This window comes from Nostoc sp. DedQUE04, from assembly GCF_034530995.1.
Taxonomy (GTDB): Bacteria; Cyanobacteriota; Cyanobacteriia; order Cyanobacteriales; family Nostocaceae; genus Nostoc.
Genome location: NZ_JAVRCA010000037.1, coordinates 31,781 through 55,742, shown reverse-complemented (window position 1 = coordinate 55,742; position 23,962 = coordinate 31,781). Strand labels below are relative to the sequence as shown.

Annotated in this window: 6 protein-coding genes; 1 reads left to right on the top strand and 5 read right to left on the bottom strand. The window is 39.3% G+C overall.

What is annotated here, in order from left to right:
• Positions 1-129: 129 nt before the first annotated feature.
• The 5 genes from RM049_RS22970 to RM049_RS22950 all read right to left on the bottom strand — a co-directional run bounded on the left by RM049_RS22970 (position 130) and on the right by RM049_RS22950 (position 14,864).
• Positions 130-792, bottom strand: a complete 663-nt coding sequence (locus tag RM049_RS22970) for a CatB-related O-acetyltransferase (protein WP_322672386.1) — start codon at positions 790-792, stop codon at positions 130-132.
• A gap of 104 nt (positions 793-896) precedes the next feature.
• Positions 897-1,940: an inosamine-phosphate amidinotransferase 1 gene (locus RM049_RS22965; protein ID WP_322705808.1), complete on the bottom strand. Its 1,044-nt coding sequence runs from the start codon at positions 1,938-1,940 to the stop codon at positions 897-899.
• A 177-nt stretch (positions 1,941-2,117) separates the two neighbouring features.
• The gene (locus RM049_RS22960; RefSeq protein ID WP_322705807.1) at positions 2,118-5,954 is read right to left on the bottom strand and encodes an amino acid adenylation domain-containing protein; all 3,837 of its coding nucleotides are present in this window, start codon (positions 5,952-5,954) and stop codon (positions 2,118-2,120) included.
• On the bottom strand, positions 5,951-13,867 hold the full coding sequence (locus RM049_RS22955) for a non-ribosomal peptide synthetase (RefSeq protein ID WP_322705806.1): 7,917 nt from the start codon (positions 13,865-13,867) through the stop codon (positions 5,951-5,953). The genes RM049_RS22960 and RM049_RS22955 overlap by 4 nt, the downstream gene beginning before the upstream one ends.
• Before the next feature lie 160 nt (positions 13,868-14,027).
• Complete coding sequence (locus RM049_RS22950) at positions 14,028-14,864, bottom strand: hypothetical protein (protein ID WP_322705805.1); 837 nt, start codon at positions 14,862-14,864, stop codon at positions 14,028-14,030.
• Positions 14,865-16,025: 1,161 nt separating this feature from the next.
• Between RM049_RS22950 and RM049_RS22945 the strand changes: the two genes are divergently transcribed.
• Positions 16,026-23,942, top strand: coding sequence for a type I polyketide synthase (locus tag RM049_RS22945; protein WP_322705804.1), 7,917 nt, complete (start codon positions 16,026-16,028; stop codon positions 23,940-23,942).
• The last annotated feature ends 20 nt before the right edge of the window (positions 23,943-23,962 follow it).

Genomic DNA, 23,962 nt, shown 5'->3' with positions numbered 1-23,962 from the left:
CTGGCATTAAAAGCACCGACGGAACTATCGCAAAAAGACAGATGTAACACTATTAATAATAGTGTTACATTTTGCGCGGCTTGCATTGCGTCCTCATTTCAAATCTCACGTCTTAAAACGTGGATTCCCTTACCCTTTGCTGATGTTTTTAATGTCTTCCTCTAGAAGTTCAGGTGCAGGAAAATCTGGCAGACCTTCTGTAGATTCATTAAACTGGATATCTTCTGGCCAATCGTCAGGATTTTGGTAAAGCCATTCTAGGTTTGCAATAACTTTCTTAGTATCCCAGTCCCACCAACGCAGTTTCAGCAGACGTTCAACTGTTTCAGGTCTGAATCGAGAGCGGATAACCTTAGCTGGGTTGCCTACAGCAACCGTATAATCAGGGATATCACTGGCAACAACTGCCTGAGAGCCGATGACTGCTCCATTGCCAATCTTAACTCCTGACAAAATGGTTGCACCGTAACCAATCCATACATCATTTCCAATTGAAGTAGTACCCTTGTGGCGTACTTCGTCACGCCGTTCTGCAAACTGGGTTTGAGAGAGAGGGAAGAACAAACGAAATGGATAAGTAGTCGCCCTAGTAATGTGATGCTCTCCGCCACCGAAGATAGTAATATCTTTTGCTAGAGAGCAATATTTACCAATCTCAATTCTCTCATCAGGAAACCACAACGCAAAGGTAATGGAGTTGTCACAGGCGGTATATTCTCCAACACTCACTCGGCTGTCTTTGACTATCGATGCTAACCATAGAAGCGGAGATTTGTAGGTGTGATAAGCCATAGCTAAACTCCTTTATTTAGACTTACGCATTCTATAGATATATCTATTGTTTAAGGTATGTTTTTTACTAATAATTGCATTAGATCGGGTTCATAATGCAATTTTTAAGTATTACAATAGCTTTCCAATGAGCCTTTTCGTCGCACATCCAGCGTTACACAATGAAACCCTCCTCCCAAGGTTCTTGCGTGTCTGAGTTGAAGCTGTACAACATCAACACCGCGTTTCTCAAGCTGTTCGATCAGTGGAGTTTGTGATTTATCAACGATCGCCAGATTTGGATTTACCATCAGGAGGTTGATACCAATCCATTTAGAAGCATAGGATGTTGTTGTATAACCAATATCAACGACTTCTGTCAGGTAGATTACATCCCAACTCTTGAACAGTTCGGGCAGATTTTGTTCGCCAACTCGTTCAGCATTCACTACAACTAAACCAGGCCGAATTACAGCGATGGTGGTGTCTACATGACTGCCACTATAAACGTTGTCATAAGTATGCACCCTATACTCTTCGCCTAATATAGTTTGCAGCCAGAATGCTCCAGAACGGTTCCCCGTATCTGAAATTAGATAGAAAATATCTTTCCCTAACCGCAATATGTTTGCTGCATCGAATAGAGGCTCATGGTCTTTGATTGCTGAACAGTTAGGATCGTGAATATTATAAATTTCATCAGCGAGTCTGGGCTTTGGGGCTGATATCCATCTAGCTCCGCTCTGCAAATAATCCATCAAGATAGATTTAAATGAAAGAGTTTCAAAAAATCTTGCTCGTAGCGTCATTGGCGCTTCGATAATCCATGTTCCTACTGTAACAAATAGGTCTCTGGGACAGTAATTGTATTGACCGTCTGATTCCCAATCGGGGGTACGAAATTTAATAGAATGATCTACTACATCAGGACGCTGAACAACTACATTGAGGGTTTGAAGTGTACGCACGAGTTCGTCAAGGTCTTCTTCAGTTTCTTCGATGATGCGATCGCTATACTGACCAGAGGGAATGTTTTCAATGCTGCCATAATCTCTATATTCGACTGCAAACAAACCTCGATCTCGACAAGCAATACGTGCATTGGTGGCACGCCCAACGATAATTTCTTCGAGAGCGTCCCATTCGTTATTAACTCTTACTTTACTCATCTGTTGTTTTAGTCCTAAATTTTATAGTTGGAAAAACTCTTTCAATAAACTGTATATATGCAGTGAGGTGATTGAAATAAGTGCAAAGTCCGATTAAAACCTAATTCAGGCGTTAAGGTTTTTGCTTAAAACACCACTCCAGAATCACTGAATCTTGTAAATTCCAAATTCTCAATTTTAAGTGAGAATCGCATTAATAATAGTGGCGTTTTGATTGAGATAAGGAGGATCGATCATCTCTCGATGAACCCCATAGGCATAATGATTGATTCGTTCTCCTCTTGTAGCTTGTATCCAATCATCTTCGTAATTGTAGTTTCCCTCAGCACGTATAAGATGAATATTTCCCTCAATTTGCAAATATTTTAGGTCTGAATGCCAGAGAAAATTAAAGTATTCCCAAACTTGATTGTAGGTGCGATCGCGTAACTTTTGGTTATCCATAAAGTAACGTCTTAATTCCTGACGTTTGGGATTTAATAAGAAACCATCAACACCTTCTATGATTTCTGACATTTGGGCTTGTTTAGCTTCACGACCGTCTCTGTAAGTATCTAATAAAATCACATCAGAAACTATGCGATCGCGACTTTCTAACTTTTGAGCCATCAACATTGCCAAAAAACCACCTGCTGAATGTCCCATCAATTTTATGTCTTGATTTGGTGCTAGGCTATCTATTAATTCTGCATATTTTTCTAAAGTTGCTTCATCGGCAATATATCTGAAAGTATAGATAGCATAATTTGTTAAATAATCAGCTAAATTTGCGTAAGCTGCTGCAAAACCAAGGGCTGGGGGAAATATAAAAATCGCTTTTTCTCGTGCTTTATTGAAAACTACATAAGGACGTTCTTTAGGTTGGATATTCATCTCTTTGAGGTAGATGATATACTCGCTCAATTCTGCTACTGTAGGTTTTTCATAAATTATTGACAAAGGAATATCAATTTCCAGTTCTTGATAAATTAGTGCCATCAGATTCATGGCTTGTAATGAATGACCACCTATATCAAAGAAGTTATCATTTACTCCTACCTTTGATACTTGCAGAACTTGTTGCCAAATGTTTGCTAAAATACTTTCTGAGCGATTGCGTGGAGCTAAATATGGTGATTCTACTATCGATGTTTCATCGGGTTTTGGTAATTTTTTACGGTCTATCTTGCCATTCGGGTTTAATGGCATAGCTGACAACATTACAAAAGCTGAAGGTATCATGTAAGCTGGCAATTTATGCTGTAAGAAACGACGCAGATCGCTAGGGGTTAATGACTGGTCTTTTCTAACTACATAAGCTACTAACCGTTGGTTTTCATGCAGAATGACGACTGTTTGTTCTACTTGGGAATTAGTTTCTAAAACCGATTCTATTTCTCCTAATTCAATACGTAAGCCGCGCAGCTTGACCTGGTTATCGATCCGACCAAGATATTCAATATTTCCATCTGGTAAATAACGAGCTAAATCTCCAGTTTTATACAATTTGCCATTACCAAAGGGATTAAAAATAAATTTTTGGGTAGTTAATTCTGGTCGGTTGAGATAGCCTCTAGCTAAAGAAGCGCCTCCAATATGCAATTCTCCAGGAATGCCAAGAGGAATTGGTTGGAGATGAGAATCGAGGATATAAATTTGGGTATTGGCAATGGGGCGACCAATAGGAACTATTTGATAATTAGACTGTGGCGTACACTGCCAGAAAGTGGCATCAACTGCTGTTTCTGTTGGCCCATAAAAATTGTACAATTCACAATCAAACTGCTCAAAAAAGCGTTGAGTTAGTTCATAAGATAGTGCTTCTCCGCCACAAAATACTCGCTTTAAACAACGGCAGTTTTCTAAATTTGATTCTTGAAGAAAAACCCGCAGCATTGAGGGAACAAAATTGATTTGACTAACTTGTTCTTGGGCAATTAAGTTAATCAAATAAGCAGTATCTTTATGACCTTCAGGTTTAGCTACTACTAAAGTAGCCCCAGCTATTAAAGACCAGAAGATTTCCCAGACTGAAACATCAAAACTAAAGGGAGTTATTTGTAAGATGCGATCGCTTGTTGTGAGTGGATAAGCATCAATCGTTCGCAATAAATTATTACAAATGCCTTGATGGATATTCATTACTCCCTTTGGCTTACCTGTCGAGCCAGAGGTATAAATGACATAAACTAAATTTTCCCATGTCACTTGACTGATGGGATTCTGCTGACTATAGTTAGCAATTACCTGCCAATCACTATCTAAACACAGCACCTCGGCTTGATTTTCTGGTAAAGAATCTATTAAGGACTGCTGGGTAAGCAATATAGAAACTGCCGAATCTGAGAGCATATAAGCTAAACGTTCGGCTGGATAGCTAGGATCTAGAGGTACATAAGCTCCTCCTGCTTTTAAAATCCCTAATATTCCTATTACCATCTCCAGAGATCGCTCAACAAAAATTCCAACCAATACTTCTGGTTCTACGCCTTTTTCTCGCAAATAATGAGCTAATTTATTTGCTCGCTCATTCAACTGTTGGTAGGTTAATTTTTGACCTTCAAATATTAGCGCAACTGTATCAGGATTAAGTTTTACTTGTTCTTCAAATAGCTGATGGATACATTTATCTTGAGGATATGCAACTTCTGTGTTATTCCATTGAGTTAGTAATTGATAGCGTTCTTCAAAAGTTAGTAAATCAATATGTGACAATTGGCAATCGGGATTCTCAACTACTGCCTGAATTATTTGTAAAAAGTGACCGCTCATTCTGGCGATCGTCTCTTCTCGAAACAGATCGGCTTCGTATTCGATGACCAATCTTAAATCGTTGGCATCTTCAAACAGACTCCAGCTCAAATCGAATTGAGCCGTTCGTGGTTTCAGGGGGTATGCTTTATGTTCAATTCCCGGGATTTTCATCACTGTTTTACTATCTTTACTAAGCAGTGAAAACATCACATCGAATAAAGGATTTCGTGATAAATCTCGTTCTAAATCCAGGGCAGATACTAATTTATTAAAAGGATAATCACTATATTCATAAGCATCGAGGCAAGTATTTGTTACTTCTGCCAATGCTTGTTTAAAAGTTCCCGCTTCTGGGAGTGAAGTTCTTAAAGCTAGGGTGTTAACATAAAATCCGATTTGGTTTTCTAGGTCTGGATGATTGCGTCCAGAAATAGGTATACCAATGACTAAATCGTGCTGCCCTGTGTAACGGTAGAGTAATATTTTAAATAAAGTTAAGAGAGTTATAAATAGAGTTGTATTATTCCCAGCAGCAAAAGAGCGTAATTTATCGCCGATATTTTGACTGAAATTATAAGTATATACACCAGCTTGAGAAGATTTAAATTGCGGTCTAGGAAAGTCGGGAGATAAGTTGAGTATAGGTGGTTGTTCGGCAAAGCGATCGCACCAATAACTATGTTGTTCTTTTACCTCCTCACTTTCTAACCACTGATTTTGCCATGCAGCATAATCCTTATATTGCAATGGTAATGGAGGTAAAACGGCAGTTTTTTGCTGCGTGTAAGCAGAGTATAAAGTAACAAACTCTTGGAAAAGGATATCGAGCGATCGCGCATCCCCAATAATATGATGTATGGTCAAACCAAACAAAAATTCCTCTGACTCGATCTGCACTAATAAAACTCGCATCAGAGGTAACTTCTCTAAATCAAAGCGCGAGTTAGCTGATTCTTGAATTAAGGTATCAGCTACGGCCTCAACATCTTTTTGCCCTCTTAAATCTTGAAAATTTATTAATTTTTCTGTAGGCAATTTTTCATGCAAAATTTGCTGAATGTCACCTGCGACACTTGTAAAACTAGTTCGCAAAATTTCGTGACGACTCACAAGTTGTTGAAAAGCTTCTGTAAATGCCGAAATATCTAAGCTGCCATTGATTCTCATTGCCAGCCTAATATTGTAAGCGCTGGAATATTCATCTATATGGTGCAGAATCCACATCCGCCTTTGAGCGTGGGATACTTCGTAATATTGTTGATTCGGTAGTGACTTTATCATTTTTTTTGTCGTGATTGAATCAAATCAGCTTGAGCTTTTAAAGTATTTTGAGTAAATATTTCTCGTAATCGCAGTGCAACTCCAAAGCGATTGCGGATATGCGACACTAAGCGCATTGCTTTTAAACTATTTCCTCCTAATTCAAAAAATGACTGATTCGCGTCACTCACCTCTACCTCTAATAATTCACTCCAAATTGAAGCTAATAAAGCCTCTTGTTGATTAAGGTTAGTAATTTGATTGTTTGTTTGAAGAATATTTGCTTCTGTTTTTAGTAGTGCTAGACGATTGATTTTGCCATTTGGCAATAATGGAAAGTCAGCCAACTGCATCAAATAAGTTGGCTGCATATAAATTGGTAACACTTGTTTCAATTGGCTGCCGATCTGTTGATGATTTACAGCGTTTTTTGCTTGATAAAATGCAATGACTGTCACCGATTCTTCTTTTTTCTCTGCAATTACCAGTGCTTTTTCTACACCATCAACAGCAGCCAGTGCATCTTCAATTTCTCCCAACTCAATCCGTACTCCATTCAACTTCACTTGGTTATCGCTGCGTCCTATCACCTCCACCGTCAAATCGGGTAGCAGTCGTCCCAAGTCTCCTGTACGGTAAACTACATCAGCGCCGTTATTCAAAGGATTGGGTACAAAAACAGAATTGGTTAAACTTTCATCTTGGTAATAGCCTTTTGTTAAATAAGGCGACTTGACAAAGATTTCTCCTACTTCTCCGACAGCACAGGGACGAGTTCCATCAATGATTGCAAACGCCGCCTCTGGCAATGTTTTCCCTCCAGGAACTCTGGCATAAGTGATTTTATTCGGGTCGGGAATTCGATAAAAATGTTTGACAAAAGTGGTTTCACTTGCCCCATAAATATTTACAAATTCTGTCTGAGAACCAAAAACTTGATGCCATTCGCACAATTCTTTGACAAATAAAGGTTCTCCTCCCAACACCAAAACTCGTAAATTCTTAAGCAATTGGTTAGCATTAGCTAAATTGCGACCAATATTTAAAAATAGGCGCATTACTGAAGGTACAGTATGTAGTAAGTTAATTTGCCATTCTCCCAATCTCAGTAATAAACGCTCCGAATCTTCGCGGTCTATGCTATCTGGAATATAGAGAGTACCTCCAGAACATAAAGTGACAAGAGTTTCTCTAAGGTAAGCATCAAAGTTAATTTTTGCAATTTGCAGACAGCGCCAGTTTTGATTAATCCCAAATTCTAGTTTTTCCCAGTTGATGAAGTGGCGTAAACTGCCATGACTACCAAGTATAGCTTTGGGTTCACCTGTTGACCCGGAAGTGAACATAATATAGTTAGAATCATCAGCATCAGGTATAACTAAAGCTTTTCGATCGTTACTTGCAACTACAGGCAAGCATTGATAAATTGTGCCATTCCACTGATAGTATTGCTGAATTTCATGGGCAGTTGCGACTAATATATGAGGGGGTTTTGGTAATACTGCTAGTCGAAGTTTGATAGTCTCTAAATTTTCGCGATCGACCACTATCATAGTGGGGGATGTTTTAACCATCATACGTGAATAACGTTCTTCTGGTTCATCCAAACGCAGAGGTAAATAAATTCCCCCAGCTTTAAATACTGCTAGCATTGCTAATACTTGACGATAATCTCCTTCAAGCATTACGCCACAAAGAATATCCTTTTGAATGCCTAAATCTTTAAAGATGTTAGCCCAAGAGTTAGTAAGTATATCTAATTCTAGATAACTAAATTCTCCACCCGGATAAATAATTGATGTTTTATCTGGTAAGGCTTTTACTTGGTCGATAAAATCATGGATAACTGTGCGTGTTTCTAAACGAGGAATTGGTTTGATAAAGCTTTCGATAAAAGATGTTTCTGCGGCTGACAAAAGAGGAAATTTACAAACTGGTTGGCTAGGATTCACTATCATTTCTAGAAGTAGTTTATCCAAATGTCTTAGGGCTTGTTGTATTCTCTCAGCCTGGAATATATCTGTGTTGTAAATTAGAGCTAAACTGAGTTCGTTGTTCTGTTCAAGAAAAACAAAAGAGAGGTCAAATTTGCTTGGAGAATTGAGCGAACCCAGGGATTTTATCTCTACTTCTTCTACAGGTTGACTAATGTTTTGCAGAAGTACCAACACATCGAACAATGGTGTGCGGTTAATTTCACTGGAATTTGCCAGTTCTTTTACCAAAATATCAAACGGATAAGCAGAATGTTCAAATGCCTCGGTAACAGTTTGACGAACTTTAATTAGCAGATTTTGATATCCTCGATCTGGTTCTATTTCGTCACGGATAACAACTGTATTCAAAAATTGGCTTGGAGATGCAAGTTGATAATTATTGCGAGTGATAATTTCTGTACCAATAGCAATATCGTGCTGACCACTGTAGCGATAAAGTAATATTTTTACTGCCGCCACAAGTCCCATAAATAAAGTAGTTTCTGTTTGATTGCAAATCATTCGTAAACCAGAGACAATTTCTGGTTGGAATGTCCAGTTTAAACGAGAAACATTCAATGTTTTTATAGGAGGACGGCGGAAATCTGTAGGTAAGTGAACGCGGGGTAGTTGCCCATCGTTAAGTTGCTGTCGCCAGTAATCTAGATGTTTTTTATGCTCTTGACTTGCTAAAATATTGCTTTGCCATGCTGCATTAGTATTCAACTCAATTTGTTGTAGTGAAATCTGGCTTTGTTGAGCATGAAATATTGCAGTTTTGTCTTGTTCTAGAAGATGTAAAGTGAATGATTCATAACGTTGTGAAGGGTCACTAGCTATTGCCGCCAGGGTGCTAGTGTAATAATTGCTAATGGCGATCGCCTGTTCTTGGCACAACTCGCTGGCATTGTATTTTAGGGTTAAATGTATCTGGGACGAGACGAGATCCAAAGTAAAGTGGACTCCCAGAGTGAAGTTTGTTTTTCCGAGAAATTTGCTATCTAATACCTGTAGACCTGGCAGCCCTAAGATACTTTGGTAAACGTGAAAATGGGTAAAGTTAAACGATGTTTCAAATAAAGGCTGACCGCCCAAATTCCACTGCAAATCAGCTAAGGGATATCGTCGGAAAGGTAGGGATTCTCGTTCAGCCTTGAATGTCTCTTGCATCAAGTCTATCCAAGTGCCTCCCAAGAGTTGTAAACGCAATGGCAAAGTATTCAGAAAAAGTCCCAATACTCGCTCTCCATCAGCTTCCTCTGGTCTACCATTAGATACCATACCTGTTAAGACATCAGACCGATCGAAAAGCACACTTAACACTTTCAGATGTACGGCTAAAAGTACGCTTTTGAGGGTAACTTTTGCTTTATTTGCTACCTGTTTTAAAGCTTGAGAATCTGTTATAGATAGGGTTACTTCTTGAGTACCCAATGCCCCTAATTCAGGTTCATGTAAGTGGTAGGATTGAGGCCAACGAGGCAACTTTGTAATAGTAATACCGTTAAGTTTTTCCAACCAATGTTGTCGGCACTCTTGGGAATTGAGAGCTTTTTGCTCCAAAGCAATAAAGTCTCGGAATGCGATCGCTCTTGGTGGATTGAGAGGTAGAATTTCTTCACCTAATAAGGATAAATATCTTTGCAGTAACTCAGTGAATAGTAAGCCTACACTCCATCCGTCGAGAATGGCGTGGTGTTCGATCAAAGTTAGCTGAAATGTCTCATCGCTGCGGCGATGAATATGAAAGCGTAATAGAGGAGGACTATCTAAACGAAAATTTTGTTTTCTTTCGGCTGCAAACCAAGCATTCAAAATACTTTCTTGGTCAGGGGCAGATAAATGGCGCAGATCCTCTACTACCAAAGGAACACGAACTGTGCGCCTAACTAACTGCAACGGTTCACTGAAGTTGCTGACATCGAAGAAAGTCCGCAGTACAGAATGATTAGCAACAAGTTCTTGTACAGCTATCCGCCATTTTGATTCGTCGAAAACAACTCGCAGATGAAAACTGTTGACGTTGTGATAGACAGCAGAACCAGGACTGTACTCGCTGTGAAACAACATCCCCATCTGAAGTCTAGCAAGCGGATAAGCATCTTCAATATTGTCGGGTAACTTGAGGCGGTCTTGTTCAGAGACCAGAGCCAACGGCTGGACTTTTTCTGTGATTCTATTACTAGTCTTTGCTGTGGCGAGATTTTGCGTCAGTTCGTAAATCGTCTGATGTAAAAACATCTGTTGAACTGAGAAGTGCAAACCTCTTTCTTTTGCTAGGGCTAAAACTTGAATACTGCGGATGGAATCGCCGCCTAAGACAAAGAAGTTGTCGTGGATACCAACTCGTTCCAGACCGAGAATCTCAGCCCAAATGTCGGCTAGTACCTGCTCTTCTAGAGTTCGAGGTGCGACAAAAGCTTTTTCCAAGTCGGCTCTAGTTGTTTGGGGTGCTGGTAAAGCGCGGCGGTCAACTTTGCCGTTGGATGTTAGGGGTAGTGCCTCCAACGTTACAAAGGCGGAGGGAATCATGTAGTCGGGAAGAGACTGTTTGAGGAAACTGCGTAGCCGTGGGACTAGCTGGCGAGTTAATTTACCCTGCAAAGGATTATTAGCATAGTGATTCCAAGGTTTGAGTTGGGGCGTTTCCTTAAGTAGAGGTAGTATTCCATGAGATATTAGCCCTAGCGATCGCCTGCTAAACACAACATCATAACAATCATTTGTCCCCGTATCCGACCAGCTAATGTCGATGCTGTAAGGTAACTCCTCACTCAAGCTCCAAAAGTCTTCAGGTTCTATCCCTTCTTGCTGGGTGAGAGCTTCTAAGTTTTGGAGTAGACCGCCGACTGTGGCTGGTTTTTCATCCCTTGCCAGTAGTTCTAAGAGCTTGACTTGTTGCCAAAGACGTGCATTGTGAACATTTTTGACGATCGCAATCTCTGGTGTCTCTAGTAAAAGTTGGCGAACCGAGGATAATGTCAACTCATCTTGCTGCCAGTCCCAACACTGAGGCTCGATTGAGGGAGAAACCCTGTCTCCTACATGGAGAATCACATCATAGCGGAACCGTGTTAGCTCATTGCGATCGCGACCTCGTTTGAGCTGAATTTGGACTTGGCTGATTTGCGGCAGATGTTGCACCAGAACATTAAAGAAGACCGGGTCAATTACCAGTTCTTGGTCTTCTTGGAGATTTTTTTGTACGCGCTGCCACCAATCTTCTGTAGGTAGCTCTTGGGATGTCTGGTACAGGATGACATCGGCATGGAAAGCTGACAGTAGGGGTAGACTACGCACATCCCCCACAAAGATAAAGCCCCCTGGCGCTACCATTTTCACTGCACCTTCTAAGACACTTACCAGATAATCAATGCTGGGAAAATACTGAACAACTGAGTTGAGGATAACTGCATCAAATGTTTTGGCTTCAAAACCCTCAAAGTCGTGGGCTGGTTTGTTGATTAGCTGCACCTGCGACCAAGGGCTGCCAGTTTTCTGCATTTCCATCTGCACATAACGGATAGCATTGTCGGAAATGTCAGTGCCACAGTAGCGCGAACATTGGGGAGCAATCCTAAACAGCAGCATCCCCGTACCGCTACCAATTTCCAGCACCCGCTTGGGCTGCAAAGCCAGAATCCGCTCAACAGTAGAGTCCAACCATTGACCCATTTGTTCTTGAGGAATGGGTAGACCTGTGTAGCTGTCGTTCCAGCCGATAATATTGAACGTTGAGTCTTGACTGGGAGCATTTTGGCGATAAGTATCGTTAAATACTTGTTGCCATTGTGATATTTGTTCGCTATGGGATTGGTTCTCAAATGCTTGATTTGAGGGTTTGGCAACTATATAAGCTACTAGGCGCTTGTCTCCTGGTTGGTCAGTTCGGGCGATCGCCACTGCCTCCCGCACCTCTGGATGTTTTAGCAGTGCAGCTTCAATTTCTCCCAATTCGATGCGGAAACCGCGAATTTTAACTTGATTATCGATGCGATCGAGATATTCAATGTCTCCATTTTCTAAATAGCGGGCTAGGTCGCCGGTTTTGTATAACCTTGCCTCTGGTTCGTCGCTAAACGGATTAGTAATGAACCGCTCTGCTGTCAGTTCTGGACGATTTAGATAGCCGCGAGCCAACCCAGCACCACCAACATACATCTCACCCCCGATTCCGATAGGTACAGGTTTTAGCTGTTCATCTAGAATGTACAATTGCAAATCGGGAATCGGGGAACCAATCAGGCTCTTGCTATTGTTAACATCTGCTATTGTCAGTGATCGATAGGTAACATGGACGGTTGTTTCTGTGATCCCGTACATATTTACTAATTGGGGAGAGCGATCGCCATATCGCTCAAACCAGGGCTTTAAGCTTTGCGGCTCCAGAGCTTCGCCACCGAAGATCGCTAGGCGTAAGCTGAGTTTCGATTCTTGATTTTCTGCCAGTTCTTCCACCCGGATCAGTTGGCGAAAAGCAGATGGCGTTTGGTTGAGAACCGTGACTTGCTCTTGACGCAGCAGGTTGTGAAAAGCTGAGGAATCGCGGCTTACCCAGTAGGGGACGATCGCCAAACGTCCACCATACAGCAAAGCACTCCAGAGTTCCCAAACCGAAAAGTCGAAGGCAATTGAATGGAATAGTGTAAACACATCACTTGCACAAAAGTGATACCAAGACTGAGTAGCGGCAAATAAACGAGTCACATTTTGGTGATTAACTAATACACCCTTAGGTTTTCCTGTAGACCCAGAAGTGTAAATTACATAAGCCAAGTTATTTGGCTGGACACCACTAACTAGATTCTCCCGACTGCAAGAATTAATTACTTCCCAATCTGTGTCTAAACACACCACAATTGCCTGATTTTTTGGTATCGCCGTTAACAGCGACTTCTGAGCGAGCAACACTGGCACTACTGCATCTTGAAGCGTGTAAGCCAGACGTTCTGCTGGATAGCTAGGGTCTAATGGCACATAAGCTCCCCCAGCTTTTAAAATCCCCAACAGTCCTACTACCATTTCTAGGGAACGCTCTATGCAAATACCTACCAGTACCTCTGGTTTTACGCCTAGTGTTTGCAAGTAGCGTGCTAACTGATTAGCTTGCTCATTTAACTGCCGATAGGTCAATTGCTGATTTTCAAATACTAGCGCTACTGCATCGGGATTTTGCTCTACTTGCTCTTCAAATAGCTGATGGATACATTTATCTTGAGGATATTGAATTTCTGTATGATTCCATGTCAGTAATTGACTGCGTTCTTGTGTTGTTAGTATGTCAATTTCTGATAATTTCCGATCGGGATTTGCCGTAACAACTGTTAGAATTTGGAGAAAATGTCCCAGCATTCTCTGCACAAAATCTCCACCGAAAGCATCTTTTGGAAAAGTTACAGAAATAGAAGTATCTTGAGCATCAATTTCAAAAACTAGTTGAAAGTTGTTTAATAAAGAACTGCGGCTACACAATCCCTCTTGAATCAGAGCAATATCAAAAATCGCTGCTGGATTTCCGCCTCTGGCAATAAATGTTTCCACAAGAGCGTTTACATCATAGCTTTGATGATGGTATCCTTCTTGTAGATTACTACGAGTTATTTTGAGTAAATCCTTAAATAAAATAAACTGTTGTCTGGAAAATCGGGAGAATATCAAGCTATCAGACTTGTCTAGATTCAAAGCCCCCGTTGCCACAACAAACTCTTCTTGAGCAGTATATTTAAATATTAAAATTTTAATAGCTGATAGATATAAAGCCAGCTTGTTAACCGGAGAATTAGTAGTTAAATTGTAGATTTTATCGCGTAAATCTCTATATATAGAATCAGTTTTCTTGTTTCTAGATTCTATTGTATTATGAATTACCCCATTAACTAAAGGTGTTACTGGCTGGATTTCTCGCAGTTGTCTAATTTGGTAATCTATTGAAACAAGATGTGATTCCATCACTTCCATAAACTTCTCCGTACATTTGTGTTGCGCATTTAGAGCATATTTATAAAGGAAATATTAAGGTAGGGTGTGTTACGGTTATGCAAAGATTTGGGAGTTTGAGAGAGTAAGAATTAGCCGTAACGCACCATGTTTCTCAGTTCAGTGTAGAAACAATAAAGTTCTAAGTTGTGTAAGCAGCAGTTGAGCCTGCAACTAAATTACCCTCTTCCAAAATTGGAGCAGGAATTTCAGGTATTGGGCAATCTCCAGGAAATATATTATTCCAATAAATAATAAACTTTCCAGCCATATCTGGTCGAGTTTGTTTGAGGAATTTGAGTTGATATTGCAATTGTGAATTCAATTTTTCCAGATATTGCTGCAACTGTTGAGGTGCTTCTGAACCGTAAAGGCGCACAAACATTCGATAGATGTTCATCACATTACGTTCTATATCTTCTTTATATGATTTTAAGTCAGATATAATTTCTCCAATTTGGTCTGTGATGGGGTAGATTCCCAACATTTCTTCATCAGGATGACTAGTTAGCTTAAAAAATAGCCGATGTAAAATACCAAAATCAAAAGGTTTGCCTATACATACGAAGTCAATATTTTCTTGTGTAGGTATCTTTCCCGAACAAAACTGCGTTTCCAAGTCGTAGTATGTTAATCCCTGTTGAAGCCGAGTTTCTAATGCATCATCAAATAAGTTTAGCTGGGTTAATACGTTTCGCAATACTGAAATGTTTTTGTTAATATCTTCATGAATTTCATTATCTTCGTCAATCTGATAGATTGTAGCCTCAACAAATAGTAATAGAGGCATGATATCAGCGATATCAGCTTCAGAAACGCCGTACAGTTTAAGTAAATGATTTACCCAAGGCTGAAGAAGTTGAATAGCTTTTTTAATTGCTTTATACGAGAGAGTCGGTATTACCTCATTATTCTTTATATCTATTTTATATGGATGGTTAAGAATATCAACTTGTAGTTTGAATACAAAAGGTGTCATTGTTTTACTGGAATTAATAAAGGGAAAAATCATTATTTTTTCGATTATTATTAATTTTATTAATATCAAAAAATATACGTTAAATAATCTGTAATAATATTTCGATCCTAAACTGGCTTTAAGTCTTAATAACGCAAAAATTACTCAACTTATTCTTTGGTCGAGTAGAATTTACCTATTAATTAAATTCTTAATTAACTATTGTGTTTGAAGAACTAGCTAGTAAATACTAGAACCATAGAGATTAAATTTACACCATAAGCGTTTGGGAAACAATAAGTAATTTAGAAAAATTTCATCTATTTTTGACACTAGGATTCAGCTGAGACCCAAAATGCTTGTATGAATAGAATTGTATACAGTTCGCTTAGTTGTAAACTTTTTTTGAGTAGCGAGCGATCGCAAATTTATGCATACTCTATCTACTAAAGCTTACATAGCCACTAACACCAGGTTAATTAAATTGCTGGCGATCGCTCTAGGATATATAGTTATGTTGTTTTTCCTTTTGAGTCTAACTATGCTTCTACTCAAGCTAAGTTTAACACAACAGTTATTTTAACTACGATAATTGCGATCGATATTTCTGTATCGATTGCCTGCGAACTATTTAAGACAGTTAAGACAGTTAAGACAGTTAAGACAGTTAAGACAGTTAAGACAGTTAAGGAAAAACAATTGATTGGTATTGCATATTTATCTTGGTAATGAGATTATATTTAAACTTAAATAGCAAAAAAATCCCAAATCATATATAGTATTTATGTACTATTGAATTACATAAGTTGTAAAATGAGAAGTTAGCCTGTGTAGATAAATCTCTAAAAAATTTAATGATAAAAGTTATAAAGTTTTTCTGTATCAAACGGCTAATTCTGTAAGTTAATTCATAGATTTTATGTCGCTCGGATGAATGCGCCGTTGTTTTGGTTAATAAGTAATTTTGCCATAAACAATTTTTTGTAACATAACTTAAATAACTATGATGATTTCCATAACTGCCTACAAATTATTTATAAACCTATAAAAACAAACTTCTATAGATAAAATCAGATAAAATCTAGTTTCAAGTAATGAGAATGCAAGCTTTACAAAAATATAAAGTAGTAAGACACAAATATTGAGTCAAGTAATTACCTACCACTTGCCAAAATAAAGTATATGCATATCCCTCAAACCAAGAAACTCATCGAAACTCATTTGCATGAAAAATCGCCTCAGAAACCTGAGCAAGAAGGAATATTGAAAAATTCAATCAGTTTTGGTGGGCAATTAGAAGATAGCTGGCGGACTCTTTCAGAAGTATTGAATGATGCTGCCAAGTGTGAAAATCAAGGAATCACATATATTAGAAATGACGAAACCGAATATTTTCAGAGTTATAAAGATTTATATAACGATGCCCTCACTATTTTAGATGGACTTTATCAGCACGGACTGACATTAGGGGATAAAGTTATATTGCAAATTGGTAGAAGTCAAGATTTTATTCCCGCACTCTGGGCTTGTTTTTTAGGTGGAATTATTCCTGCACCTCTGAGCATTGCTCCCAATTACGATATAAAAAATGCCGCAGTTAAAAAACTTGAGAATGTCTGGCAGATTTTAGATCGGCCTATTATATTATCCGATTGTGAATTAATTAGCGAAATAGAAAAACTAACTACTCAATCTAATTTAGAAGGATTGCAAGTAGTATCGATAGATGATTTACGAAGTCTTCAATCTCCATCAAACCAACATTCGGCTGATGAATTACCTCATCTTGCACCACTAGATCCGGCATTATTACTATTTACTTCTGGTAGTACAGGTCTACCCAAGGGTGTGATGTTGCACCATCGTAACCTTTTATCCATGTCCGCCGGTACAGTGCGGATGAATAATTTTACACAACAAGAAGTTACGTTAAATTGGATGCCCTTAGACCATGTGGGGGCGATAGTATTCTTAGGAATTATGGCTGTGGATTTGGCTTGTCATCAAATCCATGTGCCAATTGAATTGATTCTGCGTCAACCACTCAAATGGTTAGACTTGATTCAAAAGCATCAAGTCAGTATCTCTTGGGCCCCTAACTTTGCATTCTCCTTAATTAATCAGTACGCCCAAGAACTTAACCAGTCTTGCTATGACCTCTCCTCAATCAAATTTTTAGTGAATGCAGGAGAGCAAGTTTCGGTCAAAACTATTCGCTTGTTTTTAGAACTTCTAGAAAAACATCAATTGCGAGATAGAGTAATTAAACCAGCATTTGGGATGACTGAATCTTGTTCTGGAATTACTTGGTCAGCAGGTTTAAGCAAAGATGAACTGATAGAAGAGAACAGTTTTGTATCTCTAGGACAGCCGATTCCTGGAGCTATTATTCGGATTATTGACCAAGAGAAGAATGTTTTGCCAGAAGGTGAAATTGGACGACTTCAGATTAAAGGCCCTTCTGTGACTGAAGGATATTATAATAACCCCGAATTAAATCAAGAAGTTTTTCAAGATAGAGGTTGGTTTACTACGGGTGATTTAGGTTATCTGCACAATGGTGAGTTAGTTATTACTGGTAGAGAAAAACAAGAAATTATTATTAACGGCATTAACTATTTTGCCCATGAAATTGAAACAACGATAGAAGAATTAGATGGTGTAGCTATTTCATATACGGCTGCTTTTGCAGTTTTCGACCAAAATAAAGAAACAGATTTATTAGTTATTACTTTTAGTCCAGAATCAAATAATCTTGAGCATTCAGTAAAATTAGTCAGACAAATTCGCAGCCATTTAACGCAGAAAGTAGGAATTGCGCCTGCTTATGTCATACCCTTGGAGGCTGAGTTAGTTCCGAAAACATCTATTGGTAAAGTTCAAAAAGCTAAATTAAAAAAAGATTTTGAACAGGGATTATTTGCCGATCGCATCCAAGCAATCAATGAATCTTTAGCTAGCGATCGCCAAAACAACCCCAGCTTACCACAGTCTGAAAATGAACGCCAAATCGCAGCCGTTTGGTGTGAAGTTTTGCAACTTTTTTCAGTCGGTTTACACGATAACTTCTTTGAATTGGGAGGTCATTCTCTACACCTAATTCGCGTCCAAAATCAATTAGAAAAACTTTTTGGTCGCCAGCTACCTCTAGCTGAAATGTTTAAAAATTCTACAGTTGCCACATTAGCTCATTTCTTAACTGAAGAATCTAATTCCACAACAGCTATAGAAGAAACAAGTCGCAAACGTGCCGAAAACCGTTCGCGTCATCATGACACTCATGATATTGCCATTATTGGCATGGCTGGTCGATTTCCTGGAGCTAACAACATTGATAGTTTCTGGGAAAATCTCAAAAACGGTGTCGAAACAATATCTTTCTTTTCAGAAGAAGAATTACTAGAGTCAGGAGTTTCTCCTGAACTTTTTCAGCAGCCTAATTATGTCAAAGCCAGACCAATTCTTGATAAAGCAGAGTGTTTTGATAGCGACTTCTTTGGATACACAGACAGAGAAGCAGAATTGCTCGACCCACAGCAACGTTTACTGCTCCAATCTAGCTGGGAGTGTTTAGAAAACGCCGGCTACAATCCTATCTCATATCAGGGAGCGATCGGAATGTTTGCTGGAGCAAGCATGAACACTTATTTTATCAATAACTGTTATCCAAATCGCGGTCAATTAGATAGCAATGACAAATTGCAACCCTTCACATTAGATTCGATGGGAGGGTTCCAAACAATGGTGGCTAACGATAAAGACTATGTGACGACGCGGATTTCTTATAAATTAAATCTGCGCGGCCCTAGCGTCAACGTCCAAACAGCCTGTTCCACCGGACTAGTAGTTGTGCATCTGGCTTGTCAAAGTTTGCTCAATGGTGAAAGTGACATGGCTTTAGCTGGAGCTGCTTCTGTCAACTCTCCCCAAAAGATCGGTTATTTGTATCAAGAAGGTTTGATTGTTTCTCCAGATGGGCATTGTCGCGCCTTTGATGCCCAAGCCAATGGTACTATTTTTGGCAGTGGCGTTGGGGTAGTTTTACTCAAGAGATTAACAGATGCTCTAGCAGATAGCGATCGCATCTACGCTGTGATTAAAGGATCTGCTATCAATAACGATGGTGGCACAAAACTGGGATTTGCAGCTCCAGGAGGAGAAGGTCAGACTTCAGTCGCAGCCGAAGCACTAGCCTTTGCCGGAGTCGAGGCTGATACTATTGGCTTTGTAGAAGCTCATGGCACAGGTACAAAACTCGGAGACCCCATTGAAATCGATGCCTTGGCTAGAGCATACAGCGCCGCACATCAGGGCGAGTGTGCTTTGGGGTCTGTGAAGACAAATATCGGACACATGCAAATTGCTTCTGGTATTGTTGGTCTCATCAAAGCTGCTCTAGCTCTCAAACATCAAATTATTCCCCCGACTCTACACTTCAATACTCCCAACCCCCAAATTGATTTTTCCAAGACTCCTTTTTATGTCAATACCGCAGCCATCCCCTGGACTGCAAAGCAACAAGATGGTAAAGAATTGCCTCGACGCGCTGGGGTTAACTCTTTAGGAATTGGTGGCGTAAATGCTCATGTCGTGTTGGAAGAAGCTCCCGCCATTAATCTCCAGCCCAATGACATCAAACGTCCCCAGCATTTACTCACACTCTCTGCCAGAACCGAACAAGCTTTGGGAGATTTAGCAAAAAGCTATGCAGAATTTCTCGAAAATCATCCCGAAAGCGATATCTGTGATGTCGTATTCACAGCCAATACTAGCCGAGTTAAATTTAGGAATCGTTTGGCGGTAACTGGTTCTGAAATTGATGATTTTGTCACTAAATTGCATCAGTTTGGACAACAAGATATAGAGTCAGTAATTCACGCTCAAGTTGATGAAAAGCAGCCTCCCAAAATTGCCTTCTTGTTTACAGGACAAGGTTCTCAATATCCGGGAATGGCTCATCAACTCTATCAAACTCAACCAAATTTCCGGCGAACTTTAGACCAATGTGAAACGATATATCAAGAACTCACTGGTAAATCTTTACTGCAAGTGATATTTGCTAATTCCGATGCAGCTTTAAATCGTACATCTTATACCCAACCAGCTTTATTTGTTGTTGAAGTAGCACTGGCTCAATTATGGCGTTCTTGGGGCATTCAGCCGACTGCTGTTTTAGGACACAGTTTGGGTGAATATGCTGCTGCTTGTTTTGCAGGAGTTTTTGATATTGAAAGTGGTTTAAAACTAATCGTACGCAGAGCAAATTTAATTGGAGAATTACCCGCAGAGCAAGGAGCAATGGCAGCCATTTTTCTTGATGAAAAATCTGTGCGCCAATTGTGCAGAAATCAGGGAATAAAAATTGCGATCGCAGCCATCAACGCCGAACAACATACAGTGATTTCCGGCGAACAAAAAATTATTCAACACCTTTGCGAACACTTTAGTAACGAAGGAATTAAAGTTCGCCAAATCAAAGTTTCTCATGCTTTTCACTCACCACTAATCGCACCCGTATGCGAAGAATTTAAAAATACTCTGCAAGAAATTGACTTTGCCAAACCTCAAATTCCCATCATCTCTAACTTGACAGGAGAAATTGCAGATGACAGCATTGTTACTCCTGAGTATTGGATTCAGCATTTGTTGCATACTGTGCAATTTCATCAAGGAGTTTTGTCTCTGCAATCTTTAGGTTGTGATACTTTTATTGAAATTGGCCCGCAACCTATTTTATTAGGAATTATTCAATCATCGATATCTTTATCTGACCCCCTAATATTACCGAGTTTACGCTCAGGATTTTCTAATTGGGAAGTTCTACTAGAAAGCCTTGGCAAACTTTATGTACGTGGTGCAGATATCGATTGGTTTGGTATTGATAAAGATTACCAACCTCGAAGATGCGCTTTACCAACTTATCCTTTCCAGCAACGCCGACATTGGATTCCTTTAAAGACTCAAGTATCAATTTCAGAAGAATCTGCTGTTGTCAAGATGCTGTCTCAAAAAGATACAAAAAGCTTGATGCAGACTTTACTAGAAACTGGCAATTATTCTGAAGGTGAAAAACAAACTTTATCAACAATTGTTCAACAATTAATTCAGCTACATCATCAAGACACTGGTAATTCTAATTTTGAAAACTTACTTTATCAGTTGGAATGGTTGCCTTATGCTTTATCAGCTAGCAAATTACAAAATCTAGAAACAATTCAAACTGCTTTAGATTCTTATTTGGGAGAACAAATAAAATCCGCACAATTTACAGGAGTTTCTCTAGCTTTTTCAGAGATGGAAAAACTCAGTGCAGACTTTATTGTGCAAGCTTTAAAAGATTTGCAACTATTCCAAATCAATACTATCTTCTCTTCAGAAAACAGTTTCCGTCAAGCTGGCATTAAAGAGGAGCATAGATTGCTGTGGCAACATTGCCTGAATATATTGGCAGAAACAGGCATTTTAGAAAAACAGGGTTCTAACTGGAAAATCATCAGTGAACCGCAACAATCCGATCCCGATCTAACAGTAGAAGATTTGATTGTTCAGTACCCAAATGCTCGTGTAGAATTAACACTGTTTAGGCGAGTTGCTGGCAATCTTGCAGCCATACTTACAGGTAAAATTTCTCCTTTATCCATTTTATTTTCTCAAGATGGGCAAATTGGAGCCGCAGAGTTTTATAAAGATACATCTTGGGCAGAAGTTCTCAACCTTGGTATCTCTAAAACTGTTGAACTTTTATTAGCCAAGTATTCTCAACTTGAACCAATCAGAATTATAGAAATTGGTGCGGGAACTGGAGCCACTACCCATCAAATCCTCCCAGCTTGCGCTTCTGGTAAAATCACTTACACATTTACTGATATCTCGCCATTCTTTTTAGAAACTGCTAGAGATACTTTTGCTCAATTTTCCTTCATCGAATACAAAGTTTTGGACATAGAAAAAGACCCCGAACTTCAAGGTTTTTCACCCAATTCTTACGATTTGATTATTGCGGCAAATGTATTGCATTCTACGCAGGATTTACAAAGAGAAACCTTACCCCACATTCGAGGTTTGCTGCGTCCTGGAGGACATTTATTACTCCTAGAACTTACTAATCAGTCGCGGTGGATTGATTTGATATTTGGTGTGGCTCAAGGTTGGTGGCGGTTTAGCGAGCGCAATTTACGCCCAGACCATCCCATCATTACAGCATCTACTTGGCAATCTATCCTCTTAGAATCTAGCTTTGCTCAAGCTGAATTTATTTCTCCTGACGAAAAAATTGGCAGTCCTTTATTTCAGCAAAGTATTATTGTTGCCCAAAATCCCGCTCGAACTAGCGATATTTCGGGTAATTGGCTAATTTTTACCGATGAAAGCGACAATCTAGCTGTAGCAATTCAACAGCAACTAATAAAAGATTGTGGTGATTGTGCGATCGCTAATTCTAGAAATAGCTCTGAGCTAGAATCATGGTTAGCTTCATCTCCATCTTTGCGTGGGATTATTTATCTTGTAAATGCTGATGAGAGCCAGCAATATGAGTCTACTTTATTTAATCGCTGTAGCAATTTCTTAAATCTTCTCCAGGCGATTAAAAAAATACCATTACCGCCTAAATTATTCCTCGTCACCCAAGGCGGTCAACCTTTTAAATTAGATCGGCCATCTTTTGTTACTCAATCTCCCCTTTGGGCTTTGGGGCGCGTGATGGCGCTAGAAGAACCAGAATTATGGGGGGGAATGATAGACCTCGACCCCCACGCCGATATTGCTCAAAATCTTGCCGCTTTACTCTCAGGATTGACAAATGTCACGGAAGATCATCTTCTCTTCCGCAACAGTCAAGCTTACGTTGCGCGTCTTTCTCCCCAAGAATCTCTACCGACAAAACCAGTCACTATCCAAGCTCAAGCAACCTATTTGATTACAGGAGGTATTGGTCATCTAGGGTTGCAACTTGCCCAGCATCTAGTTGATTTGGGTGCAAAAAATTTGATTTTGACTACGCGCCGCCAATTTCCATCACGATCTGAGTGGGAGTCACAAACCGAATTTGCAGAAATTATTCAAAATCTCAGAACTTTAGAACAAAGAGGAGCATCTGTAGAAGTTTGTCAGGCAGATGTTGGAGATTTTGAGCAAATGTCCCGCATCTTTGCCAATATCCAAAAAACATCTCATCCACTACGAGGTATTTTCCATCTCGCCGGAGTATCAGGACGCAAAGTTAGATTAAGCGAATGTACATTAGACGATCTCGCAGAGGTTTTTCAGGCTAAAGTTCGCGGTTCTTGGAATTTACACGAGTTATCTTTAGCAACGCAATTAGACTACTTTGTATTTTTCTCTTCCGCAGGTGCAATTTGGGGAGCCAAAGAGCAAGGTTTATACGATGCTGCTAATCATCTAATGGATGCATTAGCTCATTTACGTCATCTTCAAGGATTATCTGCTACTAGTTTGAATTGGGCATTATTAGCTGGAAACGGCATAGTTTCTCAAGAATATGAAGATTGGCTCAAACAAATTGGTATGAAAGAAATTCCTCTGAATAAAGCTTTGGCAGCGATGACCGCGATAATGGGGTCTGGAAAAACGCAAATTTTACTAGCTGATGTAGATTGGGTACAGTTCAAAAACATTTATCAATTTCATGGTAATAAACCTCTTTTAAATAAATTAGGACAAACCCAAATTGATGTTAAATCAATTAAAGAATCAAGTAGTTCGCGCCGTTTGATAGAAGAGATTCCCCCAGGAGAACGTCGAGAACATTTATTTACATACGTTGGGAAACAAGTAGCTACTATTTTAGGGATAAAGGAGATACCTAATCCAGATCGAGGATTCTTAGAAATGGGAATTGATTCTTTACTTTCTATAGAATTAAAGAATCGTTTAGAAAAAGGATTGGAGGTTTCTTTACCTACTTCTCTAATATTTGATTTTCCCAATATTACAAAATTGGTTGATTATTTAATGGAACAGGTTTTTGGTTGGCAGGTTAATGTATCTGCAAATGTTGCTCCGATTCAGCAGGAGGTTGATGAGGATTTAATTTTACAAGAGCTTGCAGATTTAGAGGCTTTTTTGGGTAATTCGTAATTATTCGTAATTAATTCAGG